Annotated in this window: 16 protein-coding genes; 5 read left to right on the forward strand and 11 right to left on the reverse strand. The window is 62.9% G+C overall.

All coding sequences use genetic code 11. The annotated features are described in order from the left end of the window. Positions 1-2: 2 nt before the first annotated feature. The gene (coxB, locus tag IB267_RS10840) at positions 3-884 is read right to left on the reverse strand and encodes a cytochrome c oxidase subunit II (RefSeq protein ID WP_192447584.1); all 882 of its coding nucleotides are present in this window, start codon (positions 882-884) and stop codon (positions 3-5) included. Positions 885-1250: 366 nt separating this feature from the next. On the opposite strand from coxB, the gene IB267_RS10845 reads away from it, so the two are divergent. After that, positions 1251-1781 (forward strand): invasion associated locus B family protein, encoded by a 531-nt coding sequence (locus IB267_RS10845; protein ID WP_034801218.1) that lies wholly within the window; start codon positions 1251-1253, stop codon positions 1779-1781. Positions 1782-1903: 122 nt separating this feature from the next. Here the strand turns inward: IB267_RS10845 and ribB are convergent, their stop codons facing one another. The 3 genes from ribB to IB267_RS10860 form a co-directional block, all read right to left on the reverse strand. Beyond that, the gene (gene ribB / locus IB267_RS10850; protein ID WP_192447585.1) at positions 1904-3004 is read right to left on the reverse strand and encodes a 3,4-dihydroxy-2-butanone-4-phosphate synthase; all 1101 of its coding nucleotides are present in this window, start codon (positions 3002-3004) and stop codon (positions 1904-1906) included. A gap of 31 nt (positions 3005-3035) precedes the next feature. Then, positions 3036-4133, reverse strand: coding sequence for a chorismate synthase (aroC, locus tag IB267_RS10855; RefSeq protein ID WP_192447586.1), 1098 nt, complete (start codon positions 4131-4133; stop codon positions 3036-3038). A 215-nt stretch (positions 4134-4348) separates the two neighbouring features. Beyond that, complete coding sequence (locus IB267_RS10860; RefSeq protein ID WP_192447587.1) at positions 4349-7528, reverse strand: EAL domain-containing protein; 3180 nt, start codon at positions 7526-7528, stop codon at positions 4349-4351. A gap of 294 nt (positions 7529-7822) precedes the next feature. On the opposite strand from IB267_RS10860, the gene IB267_RS10865 reads away from it, so the two are divergent. Then, complete coding sequence (locus tag IB267_RS10865; RefSeq protein WP_043619849.1) at positions 7823-8083, forward strand: DUF1344 domain-containing protein; 261 nt, start codon at positions 7823-7825, stop codon at positions 8081-8083. A gap of 145 nt (positions 8084-8228) precedes the next feature. On the opposite strand, the gene IB267_RS10870 is transcribed toward IB267_RS10865, so the two are convergent. The 4 genes from IB267_RS10870 to IB267_RS10885 form a co-directional block, all read right to left on the reverse strand. Continuing rightward, entirely contained in the window at positions 8229-8813 is a 585-nt protein-coding gene (locus tag IB267_RS10870; protein WP_192447588.1) for a histidine phosphatase family protein, read from the reverse strand. A 47-nt stretch (positions 8814-8860) separates the two neighbouring features. Beyond that, complete coding sequence (gene fabI / locus IB267_RS10875; RefSeq protein WP_043619845.1) at positions 8861-9679, reverse strand: enoyl-ACP reductase FabI; 819 nt, start codon at positions 9677-9679, stop codon at positions 8861-8863. 208 nt (positions 9680-9887) lie between these two features. Then, entirely contained in the window at positions 9888-10967 is a 1080-nt protein-coding gene (locus tag IB267_RS10880) for a DnaJ C-terminal domain-containing protein (RefSeq protein WP_192447589.1), read from the reverse strand. 229 nt (positions 10968-11196) lie between these two features. Further along, positions 11197-11649 carry an RT0821/Lpp0805 family surface protein gene (locus IB267_RS10885; RefSeq protein ID WP_034801195.1) on the reverse strand — a complete coding sequence of 151 codons (453 nt, stop codon included), beginning with the start codon at positions 11647-11649 and terminating at the stop codon, positions 11197-11199. Positions 11650-11790: 141 nt separating this feature from the next. On the opposite strand from IB267_RS10885, the gene pdxH reads away from it, so the two are divergent. Both pdxH and IB267_RS10895 read left to right on the forward strand, forming a co-directional pair. Continuing rightward, positions 11791-12411, forward strand: coding sequence for a pyridoxamine 5'-phosphate oxidase (gene pdxH / locus IB267_RS10890; protein WP_043619841.1), 621 nt, complete (start codon positions 11791-11793; stop codon positions 12409-12411). Positions 12412-12531: 120 nt separating this feature from the next. After that, complete coding sequence (locus IB267_RS10895) at positions 12532-13023, forward strand: GNAT family N-acetyltransferase (RefSeq protein ID WP_192447590.1); 492 nt, start codon at positions 12532-12534, stop codon at positions 13021-13023. 33 nt (positions 13024-13056) lie between these two features. On the opposite strand, the gene IB267_RS10900 is transcribed toward IB267_RS10895, so the two are convergent. Continuing rightward, positions 13057-14088, reverse strand: coding sequence for a polysaccharide deacetylase family protein (locus tag IB267_RS10900; RefSeq protein WP_192447591.1), 1032 nt, complete (start codon positions 14086-14088; stop codon positions 13057-13059). A 246-nt stretch (positions 14089-14334) separates the two neighbouring features. On the opposite strand from IB267_RS10900, the gene IB267_RS10905 reads away from it, so the two are divergent. Further along, the gene (locus IB267_RS10905) at positions 14335-15612 is read left to right on the forward strand and encodes a D-alanyl-D-alanine carboxypeptidase family protein (protein WP_082006094.1); all 1278 of its coding nucleotides are present in this window, start codon (positions 14335-14337) and stop codon (positions 15610-15612) included. A 21-nt stretch (positions 15613-15633) separates the two neighbouring features. Here IB267_RS10905 and IB267_RS10910 read toward each other — a convergent pair whose 3' ends face one another. Further along, complete coding sequence (locus IB267_RS10910) at positions 15634-16287, reverse strand: hypothetical protein (protein ID WP_192447592.1); 654 nt, start codon at positions 16285-16287, stop codon at positions 15634-15636. A gap of 6 nt (positions 16288-16293) precedes the next feature. Then, positions 16294-17709 carry a metalloprotease TldD gene (tldD, locus tag IB267_RS10915; RefSeq protein ID WP_192447593.1) on the reverse strand — a complete coding sequence of 472 codons (1416 nt, stop codon included), beginning with the start codon at positions 17707-17709 and terminating at the stop codon, positions 16294-16296. Between the last annotated feature and the right edge of the window lie 87 nt (positions 17710-17796).

A 17796-nucleotide genomic window follows, 5' to 3' on the forward strand; every position in this document is an offset into this window, starting at 1 on the left:
GATTACTGTGCGGCGTTAGCGGCGACGTCGACGGTCTTGGCCGAGTCGATGGACGCCATGAGCGCCTTGTTCGCATCGCCAACATTCGTTGCGGCGGCTGCGAGCCAGGTGTCGTATTTTTCCTGCGAAACCACGCGGATGGCGATCGGCATGTAAGCGTGGTCCTTACCGCAGAGCTCGGAACACTGGCCGTAGTAAAGACCTTCGCGCTCGGCCTTGAACCAGGTTTCGTTCAGGCGGCCGGGAACGGCGTCGATCTTCACGCCAAAGGCAGGCATTGCAAATGCATGGATCACGTCAGCAGCGGTGACGAGAACACGAACCGTCTTGCCGACCGGCACGACGACTTCGTTGTCGACGGCGAGCAGGCGCGGATATTCTTTCTTGTCTTCCTTGCCGAGCGCCGCACGATCTTCTTCCTTCATCATGATGCTGTCGAAGGTGAGCGGGCTTTCGCCGACTTCATACTCGTAGGACCAGTACCACTGGTTGCCGGTCGCCTTGAGCGTAAGGTCCGGATTGGCCGGCGGCGTCAGCTGCGCGGTCAGGAGCTGGAACGACGGGATCGCGAGGAAGAGAAGGATGACGACCGGACCGACGGTCCAGACGACTTCGATCGCGGTGTTGTGGCTGGTCTTGGACGGAACCGGGTTCGCGCTTTCGCGGAACTTGATCACAACGATGATCAAAAGGAGGAGAACGAAAAGTGTAATCGGAATGATGAACCACAGGGTATAATGTTCAAACCACGTGATTTCTTCCATGATGCCCGTAGCGGCCGACTGAAAGTTCGTCTGCCATTCGACAGGCTTGTCAGCAAAGGCGCTCGAAGCAAAAAGCAGACAGGCAAGCGCTGCCAGAACTGCATAAGCCTTGTTTTTCACAATGTGTCTCCCCAATGCGCTTGATCAGGATCAAACCGGAACGCAGAATCCCTGCGATACTGCTGCGCTTCAAACCACAGTTTGTCCGATGCCGCAACATCTGACCAATCAACCCCATGCGGCATTTTTGCACAAACGTTGCTTTTCACACAGGCACCCCTCGAAACCCGTGGCGAAACCACCTATAGGGGCTGTTCTGCGCGCTTGGCGATCCGATTGCACAGCGCTTTGACGGCGGCGCGCCGGATAGGGCGTCGAACCCGCCCAATTTCCGCCATATGGCGCTGGAATGTGCCCCGCAGGGCTTTTCATTTATTCCTGCGCACTTCAAGAATAGCCCTGATGATTCGACGTTTTGAGGTTTACATGGGCCTGCCCCTCTTTTCCCGACTGTCGGCCTTCGCCGCCTTCGGCCTTGCCGTTCTCGCTCTCCCGGCTCAGAGCCTGGCCCAGCAGCCCGCCGGAACACCCGGCACGGTCAAGTCCAACCATGGCGCGTGGTCGATCGTCTGCGATCAGCCGCCGGGCGCGTCCGCTGACCAGTGCGCGCTGATGCAAAACGTCATCGCCGAAGACCGGCCGGAAGTCGGCCTTTCGGTCGTCGTTCTGAAGACGGCGGATCGCAAGGCCAAGATCCTGCGCGTGCTCGCTCCGCTCGGCGTGCTTCTGCCGAACGGCCTCGGCCTCAACGTCGATGGCAAGGATATCGGCCGCGCCTATTTCGTTCGCTGCTTCTCCGACGGCTGCTATGCGGAAGTCGTGCTCGAGGACGAACTCCTGAAGACCTTCCGCTCCGGCGCAACGGCGACCTTCATCGTCTTCCAGTCGCCTGAGGAAGGCATCGGCATTCCTGTGGACCTCAAGGGCTTCGGCGAAGGCTACGACGCGCTGCCCTGATCGGCGACATATTCAAAGACAAACAAGAGCCGCGCTTCGAGCGCGGTTTTTTTTGGCGAGCATATAAAGACAAGGCCCGGATCGATGATCCGGGCCCGAAGCATGGCGAGAGCGACGCGTCTTTAGATGATGTCGGTCCCGACGATGTTGATGCCGAAGCCCTCGAGGCCGACATAGTGGCGTTCGCGCGAAGCGAGCAGCCTGATGGAACTGATGCCGAGATCCCTCAGGATCTGCGCGCCGAGGCCGATTTCCAGCCACTCGTTTTCGCGCGCCTGGGCCTCGTCGTGGGCCTCGCGGTCGTGCTTGCCCTTGCGCGCCGTCTGCGACACGCCGACGCCAACCGAGCCTTCGCGCAGATAGACGATGACACCCCTGCCCTCGTCGGCAATGCGCTTCATGATGCGGTCGATCTGGCAATCCTTGCCGAAGACGTCGGCGCCGACATTTTCGAGATGCAGGCGAACCGGGATGTCGACGCCGTCACGGATATCACCGAAGACGACGGCGAGATGCTGCATCGGATCCCAGGGCAGCGCATAGGAATGCCCCTTGGCCGCACCATAGGGCGTCTCGATATCGAAGGAACCGCCATGCTCGATCAGCGTTTCCTTGCGCTGGCGGTAGGCGATGAGGTCGGCGACAGACACCTGCTTCAGGCCATGGGTGTCGGCAAAGCTCGCCACCTGCGGCCCGCGCATGACCGTGCCGTCGTCATTGACGAGTTCGCAGATGACGCCGATCGGCGGCAGGCTGGCGAGCCTGCAGAGGTCGACGGCAGCTTCCGTGTGGCCGGAACGCATGAGAACGCCGCCTTCGCGCGCGACCAGCGGGAAGATGTGACCGGGGCGAACGAAATCCGTCGGGCCGACATTGGGATTGGCGAGGTTGCGAACCGTCAGCGTGCGGTCGTCGGCGGAAATGCCGGTCGTCGTGCCGTGCTTGAAATCCACCGAGACGGTGAAGGCCGTCGTATGGGCGGAATCGTTTTCGGCAACCATGGCGTTGAGGTTCAGGCGCTTGGCCTCCTCACGCGGCATCGGCGTGCAGACGATGCCCGAGGTGTGGCGCACGATGAAGGCCATCTTTTCCGGCGTGCAATGCACCGCCGCGACGATCAGGTCGCCCTCGTTCTCGCGGCCGTCGTCATCGGTGACGACGACGATTTCTCCGGCCTCGAAAGCGCGGATGGCATCGACGACACGCTTCTGATCATAGGACATGGTGTTCTTCCCGAATTTGGCTGAAGCCGAATTACTTGAGGCGGCCGGTCTGGCCGCGGTCACGCAGGTAGTGATCCGCGATCGTGCAGGCAAGCATCGCCTCGCCGATCGGCACGGCACGGATGCCGACGCACGGATCGTGGCGCCCCTTGGTGCGCACGTCGACCTCGTTGCCGTCGCTATCGACCGAACGCCGTTCGGTGAGGATCGACGAGGTCGGCTTGATGGCGAAACGCGCGATTACGGGCTCGCCGGTGGCGATGCCCCCGAGAATACCGCCAGCATGGTTCGACAGGAAGACCGGCTTGCCATCGGCACCGATGCGCATCTCGTCGGCATTCTCCTCGCCGGTGATTTCGGCCGCACCGAAGCCGTTGCCGATCTCGACACCCTTGACGGCGTTGATCGACATCAGGTTCGAGGCAATGTCCTGGTCGAGCTTGGCATAGATGGGCGCACCGATGCCGGCGGGCACGCCCTCGGCCACCACTTCGACGACGGCACCGATCGAGGATCCCGACTTGCGGATGCGATCGAGATACTCTTCCCAGACCGGCACGATCTCCGGATCCGGCGCGAAGAAGGGGTTGTTGTCGACCTCGGCCCAGTCCCAGTTGGCGCGGTTGATCTTGTGCTTGCCGATCTGCACGAGTGCGCCGCGCACGACGAGCCCCGGCACGACCTTGCGAGCGACACCGCCAGCAGCCACACGTGCCGCCGTTTCGCGCGCCGACGAACGCCCGCCGCCGCGATAGTCGCGGATGCCGTATTTCAGATCGTAGGTGTAATCGGCGTGGCCGGGACGGTAGCGCTTGGCGATCTCGGAATAGTCCTTCGAGCGCTGGTCGGTGTTTTCGATCAGCATCGAGATCGGGGTTCCGGTCGAGATCATCGTCTCGCCGTCCTCGTCGAACATGACGCCCGAGAGCACCTTGACCAGATCGTCTTCGCGGCGCTGCGTCACGAAACGCGACTGGCCGGGTTTGCGCTTGTCGAGCCAGACCTGGAGCTCGGCGAGGGTGAAACGGATGCCGGGCGGGCAGCCGTCGATGACGCAGCCGAGCGCCGGCCCGTGGCTTTCGCCCCAGGTGGTTACGCGGAAGAGATGACCGAAAGTGTTATGCGACATGAAGGCAACCGACCCTAAGCAAGCAACGGCCGTACGTTTGTACGCGGATGCCCTCTCTTACTGCATAATTCCTCAAATCGATATCGATTTAAGGACAAAATTATGCAGCGCTTCAGAGTGCTACAGCGACCTTAGCGCGTCTTAAAAGACGCGCGGCGCTATAGTGGAAAGCCGAAGACGGGAAAGACTTTTGCAATCCAGCGCGATGTCCTCCGTCACGATGCCAGGCGCAGACCCCGCTCGATCGCGAAGGCGAGAAACTTCTCTGAGCTCAAGGGCCTCGCGAAGGCGTAGCCCTGCAGCACGTCGCAGCCGAGGATGCCGAGCATTTCGGCATGCGCCATCGTCTCGACACCTTCGGCCACCGTCTCGATGTTGAGCGAGCGTGCGATCTCGATGATCGAGCGAACCAGCGCCTGTTCGCTGCGTGCGCTCAAGACCGGGACCACAAGCTGGCGGTCGATCTTCAGCCGCTTCGGCTTAATCTTCAACAGGCTGACGATCGAGGTGTGCCCGGTACCGAAATCGTCGACCTCGATGTCGATACCCAGTCGCTTGATACCCTCGATGTTGGTCGCGACGATATCGTCGCTCTCATCGAGGAAGATCGATTCCACCAGCTCGAAGCAGATCTGGCCGGGCGCAATGCTCAGGCCTTCAAGCGAAAGCAGCAGATCGTCGTCCTGAAGCCGCTTTGCCGAGACGTTGACCGAAATCTTGGGAACGCGCACGCCGGCGGCGGCCCAGCGCATCTGGTCCTTGAGGGCTTTCTCCAGAACCAGCCGGTCGAGCGCAGCGGTGACGTTGAGTTCGTCGGCGATCCCGAGGAAACGGTCCGGCGTCAGGATACCCTCGCGCGGATGCTTCCAGCGCACCAGCGCCTCCACGCCGCAAAGCGCAAGCGAGGTCGCGTCGAACTGTGGCTGGTACCAGGGTTCGAATTCGTCCCGCTCGATGCCTTCGAGAATTTCATCGGCGATGCGTTTGGCGGTCACCACCTCCGCCTGCAGCGTCTCGGTGAAGAACTGGTAGCGGTTTCGGCCAGCTTCCTTGGCGCGGTAGAGCGCGATGTCAGCGTTAACCAGCAGCTTGCGCGCGTCGATTTCCGGGCCCTCTCCGACCGCGACACCGATGCTGACACCGAAGCGGCAGGGAAAGCCGTTGTAATCGACCGGCTGCCGCATGGCGGCGATGATGCGGTCGCAGCGCGGCGCAAGGGCGGCCTCGCCGACAGCCCCAGTCACGGCCACCACGAATTCGTCGCCGCCGATGCGCGCGATGATATCGGCGGGCGAGGTGTTCGCCCTGAGGATCTCGGAGGCATGGACCAGCATGGCGTCGCCGGCGGCATGCCCGAGCGTATCGTTGATCTGCTTGAACCTGTCGAGGTCGATATGAAGGATGGCGATGTCTTCCCGATCACCGTCGGGCGACGACGTCAGGCGCTCCAGCGCCTTGTCGAGCATGCGGCGGTTGCCGAGCCCGGTCAGCGGATCGTGAAGCGCATTGTGCTCTATGCGCACACGCGCCTGCTCCAGCTCAGCATTCTTTGCATCTGCCATCGCCTTTGCCGCACGCAGCTGCTCGGTCATCACGACGTCGTCGGTGACGTCGAGCGCCATGCCCACGAACTTTCGCGCGCCGTCGGGCGCCACATGCAGCTTGCCGACGGAGCGGATGTGACGGACACCACCGGACAAAAGGACGACGCGAGCCTGATGGACATAGGTTTCGTTGGCGGCAATGGCGCGATTGACCGCCTCCAGAGCCGCTTCGCGATCATCGGGATGAAGCGTGGTAAGCCATATTTTTTCGTTTGTGGCCCCGTCGGAGTAGACCAGTCCGTAAAGCTGGTGCATGCGCTCGTCCCAATAGGCGACGTTCTTGTCGAGATCTGCCTCCCACATACCGCAACGATAGGAATCGAGTGCCAGGTCGAGCCGGCGCGAAAGCAGTTCGAGATCCTGCTCGCGCTCGTAGAGCCCCTTCAGCGCCTGCTCGAGCTCATGGTTTTGCTGATCGACCTGCGTCTTGGCCGCGCTCAGCCGCTCATTTCTCAGCACATCGTCGCTGACATCCCAGCTAATGCCGGTTACCTTTGCGCGTCCATCGGCGCCTCGGTAGCTGGATCCGACATTACGGATATGGCGCATCGTTCCGTCAGGCAGGATGACGCGATACTGCGACCGGTATTCCAGGCCATCGTCCAGGCTGCGGAAGAGCGCGTTGGCGGCAATGCAGACATCATCGGGATGTACCGTCGCGCGCCACTCGTCGTATGTCGGCTCTTCCACATGGGCCTCCAGCCCGTGCAGATGGAACATCCGGTCGTCCCAGGAGCGCTGCTGGCTCTCTACGTCGATCTCCCATATCCCGATCTTCGACGCGTCGAGCGCCAGGTTCAGGCGATGAGACAGCGTCATCACCTCCCCTTCCCGCGCCTTCAGCTTGGCGATGTTGCGCTGTCGCTCGTTGACGAGGCCGCCGGCCAGGAGGATCGGTATAACCACCACCGTGACGGCGGCAACGATCGCCATCTGGATGAAGCTGCTGTTTTCGGGGAGCTGCTTCCATCCGCCGACGGGCATGGCCGCAAGCTCCCACACGCCGCCGGCGAGCTCCAGCCGACGCTTGACCGGCGCGGCGCGAAAGAGAGCGTCGTCGCCGTAGAACGCATCCTGTATGCGCTCCGGCTCGGAAATGTCGCGGATCGCCAGATGAACGTCGATGTGGCGGTGATCCCGGGCCAACTCCGGCGCTTCGCCGCCCGACTCGAGCAGGCGTGCCGCGCGGTAAAGCGCCTTCTCGTCGAGTATGGCCTCGACATAGCCCCAACGCTCCATGCGGCCCTGGATCTTGGAGAAGACCGGCAGGAACAGTTCGAAACCATTGCGGCCGCTCGGCAGCCGGATCGGGCCGATCATCACCGGCCTGACCGTCGAGGACGCGCGCTCGATGGCGTGTCTTGTCGCGCCGAATCGGTTGAAGTCGCTGCCGACGAACCATTGCTGGCTCTCGCGCGGAAAGGCGATCCGCACCACGCCGCCGGGCGCTGCCGAAGCGCGCACCATCTGTGGGTTCTGCAGGAGGAGCTTCGTCGCCATGACAGTGAAGTCGTCTGACGTCATGGCCGGATGGACGCCGATGCTGTTGGCAAAACCGTTCAACGCGGCAATGCTGGTATTAACCTCCGATTGCAGCCGGTTGGCAATGAGGTTCAGTTCGTTCTCGACGTCGATGCTAAGGTCGTTCTGGAAATTCTCGCGATTTTGTCGCTCATAGACATGCCCGCCCGTAAAAACGACAAGGCCAGCGATCGCCGCCGGAATGAGCGACGGTTTCGCAAATCTGGCGGCGGCCCGAATGCGCTGGCGCAGAACGTCGATGATCTTCAATCTCTTCCCCTCGATCCCCAACCAAAGGTAGCGAGCGAGTCTTAAGATTGGCTTTCGTCACAATTCCTTGGCAAACCCTATAATTCATGGGGAAACCACCCCGCCGATACCCGGAGTTCGGCCCCTGCCCGCTTGAAAAATACGGTATCGCCGTCCAGTCTCCAGAGTTCGGATCGACCATCAAAAAAGCGGGGCGTCCGGCCAAAAGCCACGCCGCAAGGCAATTTTTGCCACAATCGGGGATCAAAGGAAGTGACGAGAATGTTCGCAGAAACGTTGAAGAGGGCAAGAAGAATGCGTTTTGTTATTGCCGCACTCATGGCCACCGCAGGGCTGCTCTCCCCCTTGTCCGCCCTGGCCGAAAGCGCCGACGTTGAAGCTACCATTACGGGTGTTGATACCGATAGGCTGAGCCTGTCGCTTGACGACGGCAAGAACTACCAGGCGCCCGAGGAGTTCAATTTCGAAGGCCTGAAGGCCGGCGTAAAAGTTCTCGTCTTCTACACGGAAGTGGACGGCAAGCGGGTCATCAACGACCTCGAAATCGTTCAATAACAAAGCGCGGCCTTTCCTAGCGGCCACTGCACGGTTCGGACGAGCCGATTTTCACATTTCTGGAAACAGGTTTCTCGGATGCCCCGCACGCGGGCATACATGTGAAGCGCATTGCGCGCCACCGCGCCAAACTACGCCCTAGGCTTCAGACCCAGCCAATGGCGTTGCCGGAGATCCGAAGAAGGCGGTCCTGCGGGATCGCCGCGGTCGCGGCCTCCTCGGCTTCCATTTCCCCGAAAAGCTTGAACAGCACGCGAATGACGCCGCCATGACTGACGCAGACCGTCGGCTTCGTCACGTCCCTGAGCCAGGCGGCTATGCGCCAGGACAGGATTTCGTAGCTCTCGGCGTCCTCACCGGGGGGAATGAAGTCCCACTTCACGGCGCGCCGCTCGGCGATCCGCTGCGGCGCCGAGCGCTTGAGTTCGGGCAGCGTGTGCCCTTCCCAATCGCCGAAGGAGACTTCCTTGAGCCGCTCGTCGGTGCGGTAGGCCTCCGGATCGAGCCCCATGGCCCGCCGGACGCGCTCCATGGTCTCGCGGGTGCGACCGAGCGGACTGGCGACGAAGTCGAAATGCCGGGCGTCGGCGCCGAGGATGCCCCCAAGCGCCACGCCGTTGCCGGTCGCCTGCTGGCGACCGAAGTCATTGAGAGGGATATCCTTTTGCCCCTGGAGCCGGCTTTCGGCGTTCCAGTCGGTCTGTCCGTGACGGATCACATAGATCAGCACAACATGTCTCCGGGCAGCAGGCTGCCGAATCCGACTTTGCGGTTCGGTCAGTCCTTGATCACGGAGATATCGGGCGCGTCCACTGCCTTCATGCCGACGACATGGTAGCCGCTGTCGGCGTGGTGCACTTCACCGGTGACCGAGCGCGACAGGTCCGAAAGCATATAGAGGCCGACGTCGCCGACTTCCTCGATGGTGACGGTACGGCGCAGCGGCGCGTTGTACTCGTTCCACTTGAGGATATAGCGGAAGTCGCCGATGCCGGAGGCAGCCAGCGTCTTGATCGGGCCGGCGGAAATCGCGTTGACGCGGATGTTCTTCGGGCCGAGGTCGACAGCGAGGTACTTGACGCTTGCTTCGAGAGCAGCCTTGGCGACACCCATGACGTTGTAGTTCGGCATGACCTTCTCGGCGCCGTAATAGGTCAGCGTCAGCATCGAGCCGCCGTCCGTCATCAGCTTTTCAGCGCGACGAGCAACCGAGGTGAAGGAGTAGACCGAGATCTGCATCGTCTTGGCGAAGTTGTCGGCCGAGGTATCGACGTAGCGGCCAGTCAGTTCGTCCTTGTCGGAGAAGCCGATCGCGTGCACCACGAAATCGATCTTGCCCCACTGCTTCTCGAGCGTATCGAAGACGGCATCGATGGAGGCTTCGTCGCTGACGTCGCAATGGCCGGCCATGAAGCCGTCGATTTCCGCAAGCAGCGGCTCGACGCGCTTCTTCAGAGCGTCGCCCTGATAGGTCAACGCAACTTCACCACCCTGCGCGTGGATGGCCTTGGCAATGCCCCATGCGATGGAACGGTTGTTTGCAACGCCCATGATGACGCCGCGCTTGCCCTTCATCAGACCGGATGCCTGAGCCATGGTAAGTCCCCAATACTATTCCAGCATCGGCGGGCGCCGGTGCCAAAGATCAAAAATGTCAAAGACGCCCCACGAGAACGGGTGCGGCAAAATGTCGAGAATTGCCTATGGCATAGCCGCAAGGGTGGTTCAAGCGCGGCTGAGATCAGGAACTGTTAGTCCCCGTAATATTGGGTCAGTGTGTCAGCGAACTGTCACAAATGGCCTGTCACAGATAGAGGCCGTCGCGTTGCGACTTCATTAAATCGGTGATCTTGTCGTCGGGCGCGTCGGGGAGAACCAGTCGCAATTCGACCAGCAGGTCGCCATGCGTACCGTAAGCGCCGGGCATCCCCCTGCCCGCAAGACGGATGACCTTGTCCGAGCCGGACCAGGCCGGAACGACCACGGTAACCTGCCCGACCGGAGTTTCGAGCACCTGTTCGCAACCGAGCACGGCGCCCTGCAGGTCGACCGGCAAGGTGGTCATGAGATCGAGCCCGCGGGTACGGAACGTCCCGCCCTGATCGACCCTGAGCGTGACGACGACGTCGCCCCGGGTCATGCCGGTCACCCGATAGCCCTGCTCCGCCAGACGAATGCTCTGACCGTCGACGGCGCCCGGTGGGATCTGCACCTTCAGGCTTTCGCCGTCAGGAAGCTCGACGGAGAGGCGCTGGCGGTTGATCAGGTCGTCGATGCTGACGGAGAGATCGACGGGAAGATCAGGCACCTTCTCGGCCGTCTTTGCCGCGCGCCCCCGGATGCGCCGGACGATCGCCGCCACAAGTTCTGCCGCTGGTGCGGCTGCGCGCTGCATCAGCGGCGCCTCGGTCCTGAGCACGCTTTCCTGCTGGGGCTCGGGCGTTGGTTCCGGCTTGCTCTCGGAAGCCTGGGCCGGACGCTCCGGCTCCTTCGCCGCCGCAGCGGGCTTGGGTGCCGGTTTCGGCGTCGGCTTTGGCGAGGGCCGGGCCGACTTGGTGCGGGTCTCCGCACCGAAAATCTGTGAAATGGCGTCCTCGGCGGTCTCGGCGTCGACCGGCGCCTCTTCCTGAGGCCGCATCTTCGCCTTCATCGCCTCCATGCGACGAAGTTCGGCCTCGCGGCGCGCATAATCGTAGCGGCTTCTGAGCTTCGGGTCGCGCAACAACTCGTAGGCCTTGCCGGCCTCGGCAAAACGCTCGGCGGCGTTGGGATCGTCCTGGTTGTGGTCCGGATGCACGGCCTTTGCCAGCGAACGCCAGGCGGCCTTGATTTCATCCTGCCCGGCATTTCGCCGTACCCCGAGGATCACATAGGGATCACGCATGGTTTTACCATCTTCTCTGATCGGCGGCCGCTCCCTGACGCCCGCCTTTGCCCCGATTGCGGGCGCCATCGTCGCCCGTCCGTTGAATGCCGATGATCAGGAGAAGTTGCTAAATAGTGGTTAGCCACGGGTCCTCATGCGGCCATTGGGACGGCATCGTGGGCCGTCATGCGCGCATTTGCCGAAACGTGGTTAACCACCGATTTCAACGACTTGGGTCGGGCGCCGCTCAGGCGCGCGGGCCGAAGCTCGTCAGATACCAGGCGCCGTCGCCGCCCTGGCAGGTGCTGCCGTCAAACTTGGCGATGCCCTCGTAAGAATGACGCGTCGTGGTGAAGCGGCGGCAGAGCATGCCGCTGGCGCGGTCTTCCTGGATGCTGCTGATGACGCCGGCGCTGCCGGAGGTCGCATTGGCCCAGGGAATAGGGTTGATGGCGCCGCTGTTGAGCTCGGCCGACGTCACGGCATTGCGAACCATCACAGCGTCGGAAAGGCCATCGGAGGTCTTGGCGACGGGAACGGTGCCCGTCGAAACCGTGCGGTCGACACCGCTGCCGAAAAGGTCGAGGCCAGCCCCCATGCAGCCGGACAGCGCCAGGACCGGCAGGCAAATTGCCGCGCTACGTAGCAAGGCGAAGGAATACCCCTTCTTGGCGTCGATCCACTTTGCTATGTCTTGCACGGCAATCCTGTCAGACTCGCTGGAGCCGCACGTTTCTCGACAAGGTCAACATACAGGCTCCGACATTTTCGATGCGGAAACACCGGTCGGGCTCATCCCGAAGCATTTCCGCGCCAGACATCACGGCATTGGAACGCAATAATGGCGGCGAATGAGTTAACAAGCGGTGACTTCACCGAATCAAATGAACCCTTTTCCCTGTTTGGCACATGGCTGAAGGACGCGGAAGGCAGCGAGATCAACGACCCGAACGCGGTCGCGCTCGCGACCGTCGATGCCGACGGGCTGCCGAATGTCCGCATGGTTCTGCTCAAGGGGTTCGACGAACGCGGCTTCGTTTTCTACACGAATTTCGAAAGCCAGAAGGGTGAGGAGATCCTCGGCGCCCGCAAGGCGGCGATGTGCTTTCACTGGAAATCGCTCCGTCGGCAGGTGCGCGTGCGCGGCCCGGTCGAGATCGTCACCGACGAGGAGGCGGACGAATACTTCAAGAGCCGGCCGCGCGGCAGCCGCATCGGCGCCTGGGCCTCGAAGCAGTCGCGACCGCTCGAAGGCCGCTTCGCGCTGGAGAAGGCCGTCGCCGAATACACCGCCCGCCACGCCCTCGGCGAAATCCCGCGCCCGAGCTACTGGTCGGGCTTCCGCATCCGCCCGACGTCGATCGAATTCTGGCACGACCGCCCGTTCCGGCTGCACGACCGGATGGAGTTTCGCCGCGAAACGCCCGAAGGCGGCTGGGAAAAGGTACGTATGTACCCGTAGCCTGCCTGTCTCTTTCAAGAGAGACGCCAGATGCAATGACGACGCCCGGCCATGCAGGTGGCCGAGCGGATATTATCCTTTGCCCGGCTTGAGCCGGGCGTTTTCATCGAGTGCCTTTTGATGACGATCGATGTTCGTGACGCGACGCTCGACGATGTCGCCGGCTGTCACCGCTGCCTTGACGAGGTTGCCCAGGAAGGCCGCTGGCTTTTACGGCTAAGCGCTCCACCCTTCGACGGCTTTGCCGCATACATGACCGACCTGTATCGCGCCCGGGCAACCCAGATCGTCGCGGTCGACGATTACGTCGTCGGCTGGTGCGATATCCGGCTGGATGCTTCGCCCGTTCGCGCGCATGTCGGCACCTTGGGCATGGGGCTCCTCGCCACCTATCGCGGCAAGGGAATCGGCGGCCGGCTTCTGCGACTGGCGATGCAGCGCGCCCGCGAACGGGGGCTGGAACGCATCGAGCTCTCCGTTCTTCATGACAATGTTGCGGCCCGGGCGCTTTATGCGCAGTTCGGCTTCCAAATCGAAGGCCGCCGCATCAGCGACTGGAAACACGAAGGCGTTTACCAGGACAGCATTCTCATGGCTTTTGCCTTCAATTGACGCCGAAGCGCTCGGCTTTCCAACTCGCTTTTTCTACCCGGCCGCCAGGCGGAAAGGGATGCCGGATGCCAGCGCCGAGACATAGCGGGCGCGCTGGAAATGGCCGTTCAGCGAAATGCGCGGCAGCGCATAAGGGCTGGATTGCGTCCGCACCGTGAGCGTTCCGGGTTGGGTGGTGACGGCCAAGGTAAGACCCAGATCGGCGACGATGCGATGGTCGCGTACGGATACCGCCGGCGCGTCGCCATAGGGATAGGCAAAGGTCTGGGGTCGCCGACCGGTAATCGCCTCGACGCGCCGCAGCGATCCCTCGATCTCTCGCTTCGCCTCGGCATCCGACAGGCGCGCGATCGCGCGGTGGCTGATCGTGTGGGCGCCGAGGCTCGCCAGAGGACTTTCGATCAGGCGCCGTAACCCGGCCTCGTCCAGTGTCAGCTTTTCGGTGATCGCCAGGGGATCGATGCCGCGGTCACGAGCGGCAGCGTTCAAGGAAGCGATCGCCGTTGCCTCGTCATGGCCGTGAATGAACGCCGCGATACGATTGAAAACGGCCTGTCTTTCGGCCGTTGTCGACGCCTGCAGTGTTTCTACACCGCCGCCGAAGTCAAAGTGTAGCGTCTCGTTCGTTTCGAGCATATCGGCGAGCGTTTCCCACCAAAGCGTATGGGTGCGGTCGACGAAACCGCCGGCAACGAACACCGTGAACGGCGCCTGGTGGCGCTCGAAGACCGGCAACGCGTGCTCGAGATTGTTGCTGTAACCGTCGTCGAGGGTAAAGCAGGCCACCGGTTCGCCCTTGGCGGCCAAGGCCTGCGGCAAGTGTTCGAGCGGGACAAAGCGATAGCCGCCGCGCTTCAGCGTCCGCAGCGCGACATCGAGAAATTCCGGCGTGATCTCCAGATGGGCGTTGGGATCGAAGGCACGGGCAAGCTTCGGCCGGACATGGTGCAGCGTAAAGACCGCCCCCTGCCCGCGCGCGCCGGCCATCAGCCCGGCGCGGCTCAGGCCCCCGGCGACTTCCAGCCCGCCGGCAATTGCGGCGCGGCGAACAATTGTCCTGATCATGCCCTTGATGGTCGCCCCCAAAATCTGGCCCAAGCGCTCCCCGCACGGCCTGCAAGCCTGGAAAGTTAACGGCGAGGGCGTTAAACCTTGTTGAACGGGGAGAGCGTTCATCGGCCATTTACCACAACCCCGAAAACAAGGTCGGCTTGCCACATTCCGCCCTAAAGTTGCAGCAAAGACACGGATCTTGTCACAAAACGAAACAGCTTTGCGCCTGACCGCGGGCGCCTTTCGACGGGGATCGACATGAAAACTCTGCGCTGCCTCCTGCTGGCGACCTTCGCACTGGCGCTCGGGACGGCGACCGCCGTCGCCGGAAGCGCCTCGCTGGTTCTGGATGCGCGCACCGGTAAGGTCCTCTCGTCCGAAAACGCCGATGTCCTCAACCATCCGGCCTCCTTGACCAAGATGATGACGGTCTACATGGCCTTCGAGGCGCTGAAGAGCGGCAAGCTTTCCTGGGACAGCAAGATCAAGGTTTCGAAGGCGGCGGCCGCCAAGCCGCCGATGCGTCTCGGCCTCAAGTCCGGCATGACGATCACGGTGCGCGAGGCGGTCCTCGGCATGATCGTGCGCTCGGGCAACGATGCGGCGGCCGCCATGGCCGAGAAGCTCGGCGGCTCCGAGGCGAATTTCGCCCGGATGATGACCGCCAAGGCGCGGCAGCTTGGCATGAGCAAGACCATTTTCATCAATGCCTCCGGCCTGCCGGCCAGCAAGCAGGTGACGACAGCGCGTGAAATGTCGACGCTTGCCGTGGCGCTGATGCGCGACTTCCCCAGGGAGTATCGGCTGTTTGCGACCGAGAGCTTCAATTTCCGCGGCCGCAAGGTGCGGGGTCACAACAACCTGATGTATCGCTACGACGGCATGGACGGCATCAAGACCGGCTACACCAACGCCTCCGGCTTCAACCTGGTCAGCGCCGTCAAGGACGGCAATCGCCGGGTGGTCGGCGTCGTGCTCGGCGGCAAGACGGCGCGCAGCCGCGACGCCAAGATGGCGGCCCTTCTCGATCGCCACGTTGGCAAGGCGGCCAAGGGTGGACGGCAGCTCGTGGCGTCGACGCGCGGCGGCAAGACGGTCGAAGCCCCCGTCGAAGTGGCCGCGGTCGCAACATCCGAGGTTCCGATGCCCTACGCCGCACCGCAGCGGGCCAAGCAGGATTCGGTTGCTGCCCTGATTGCGGCGACGTCGACGACCGCGATCCCCGCGGAACGCCCGACCGAGGTTGCCGAGATCGAAACGACCGCTGCAGTTCCGGCAGCGTCAGGCGGCTGGCAGATCCAGATTTCGGCCGCACCTTCGGCCGAGGCTGCGCGCATGCTGCTGGCGCAGGCGCGCTCGGAGGCCGGTGCGCCGCTCGCAGGCGCCACGCCCTATACGGAAGCCGTCGGTAAGGGTGCCAAGGCGATCTACCGCGCCCGCTTCGTCGGCTTTTCGAGCAAGGATGCGGCCGCGGCCGCCTGTGACGCGCTCAAGCAGCGCTCCTATGACTGCATGATGCTGCCGTCGCGCGGCTGACGGCAGCGGTTCGCCGCAGCTTCACGCGCTTGCGGCTCTGTGGGCGCGATTGGCCATCCACCAGTCGCACTGCTCTTCGCTGTAGCCGAGAAGCCGCCCCTCCTCGCGCTCATCCTCATCCGTCCATGGACGCCAATTGTAGAAGAGCTGGTCGCAGCGCGTCCTGAACCGCTCGAAGCGCCAGGTCTCGCCCGGCAGCGCATAGGCGAGATAACGGACCCGCTCCTCTTTCTCGCTTCCCGTGGTCGTCGGGCAAATCTTTGCCAGCTCGAACGTGTCCAGCACCAGCACTCCGGCGGCGACATACGGGGCAAAGAGCGCCTTCGTTTCGTCGAGCCAAGGCGAGGCGGGATCGTCGCCGAAATAGGCAAAGGGCTTGCGCCCTTCCAGCATCAGCGGAAGTTCGTAGCCGGTATGGACGAGGTAGGGCGTTGCATCGATCCGGTGCGGCCGGCGAAGCAGAGCCTCCTCCCCCGTATCCGGAAAGGCAAACCCGAGCGCTGAGGCAAGCGCAGTCAGATCCTTGCGGTCAAGCAGGTAACAGGCATGGTCGGCAATGGCGCCGCCGTCCAGGTCCAGGGCACGCGCGATGTCTCCCGGATCGCCATCGAACCGCAGTTCGTGGCTGGGCGTGGCGGTCTCCGGCGACAGGAACGAAAGCACGAAGACCGCCACCGGAACTTACGCCTGCGTGCCGCCCACCGTGATCTGGTCCATGCGCAGATGCGGCTGGCCGACGCCGACCGGCACCCATTGGCCGGCCTTGCCGCAATTGCCGATGCCGGTATCGAGCTTGGTGTCGTTGCCGACCATGGTCACCCGCTTCATCGCGTCTGGGCCGTTGCCGATCAGCATGGCGCCCTTGACCGGCGCGCCGATCTTGCCGTTTTCGATCAGGTAAGCCTCGGTGCAGCCGAAGACGAACTTGCCCGACGTGATGTCCACCTGACCGCCGCCGAAGGAGACTGCATAGATGCCCTTCTTCACCGAGGCGATGATTTCCTCCGGCGTCTTGTCGCCGGAGAGCATGTAGGTATTGGTCATGCGCGGCATCGGCACATGGGCATACCCCTGGCGACGGCCGTTGCCGGTGGGCTGCATGCCCATCAGCCGGGCGTTCTGCCGGTCCTGCATGTAGCCGACGAGCTTGCCGTCCTCGATCAGCACGTTGTAGCCGGACGGCGTGCCCTCGTCGTCGATCGAGATCGAGCCGCGGCGCGCCTCGATCGTGCCGTCGTCGACGACCGTGACGCCCTTGGCAGCCACCTGCTCGCCCAAAAGGCCGGCAAAAGCCGAAGTCTTCTTGCGGTTGAAGTCGCCTTCCAGGCCATGGCCGACGGCCTCGTGCAGCATGACACCCGGCCAGCCGGAGGCAAGCACTACATCCATTGTGCCGGCCGGCGCGTCGATCGCTTCGAGGTTGACGAGCGCCTGGCGCAGCGCCTCGTCGGCGCCGATCTTCCAGTTTTCCTCGGTGACGAAATCGCCGAAGCCGCGACGCCCGCCGGTGCCGAAGGAACCGCTTTCCTGGCGGTCGCCATCGCCGGTGACGACGGAGATGTTGATGCGCGTCATCGGCCTGACGTCATGGACCCGATGACCGTCGGCGCGCAGGATATCGACGACCTGCCAGCTTGCGGCGATGGTCGCCGTCACCTGTCGGACCTTGGGGTCCTTGGCGCGCAGATAGGCGTCGATTTCCTGAAGCAGCGCGACCTTCGCCTCGAAGCTGGGCGCGCCGATCGGGTTTTCGTCGCCATAAAGCTTCTTGTTGGTGCGCTGCGGGGCTGCGGCGTAGGAGCCGGCATAGCCGCGCGTCACCTGCGCCACCGCGTCGGAGGCGCGGCGCAGTGCCGACAGGGAAAGCTCGCCGGAATGGGCATAACCAACCGCTTCGCCGGCAACGGCGCGAAGGCCGAAGCCCTGGTCGGTGTTGAAGCTGCCGCCCTTGAGCCGGCCATTGTCGAAGGACAGCACCTCTGCCTGGGCATGTTCGAGGAACAGTTCGCCGTCGTCGGCACCGGCGAGCGTTTCCGAGAGAACCTTGCGGACCGTTGCCTCGTCGGCATCGAAGAGGCTCATCAGATCGGTGTTCATAGTGGCACGCTCCCGCGTCAGGAATTTCTATCGCCTCCATTTAGGAAGGCGGCGGGTTCAAGCCAAGGAAAATATCACCAACTGCAT

The organism is Ensifer sp. ENS09, from assembly GCF_014852425.1.
Lineage (GTDB): Bacteria > Pseudomonadota > Alphaproteobacteria > Rhizobiales > Rhizobiaceae > Ensifer.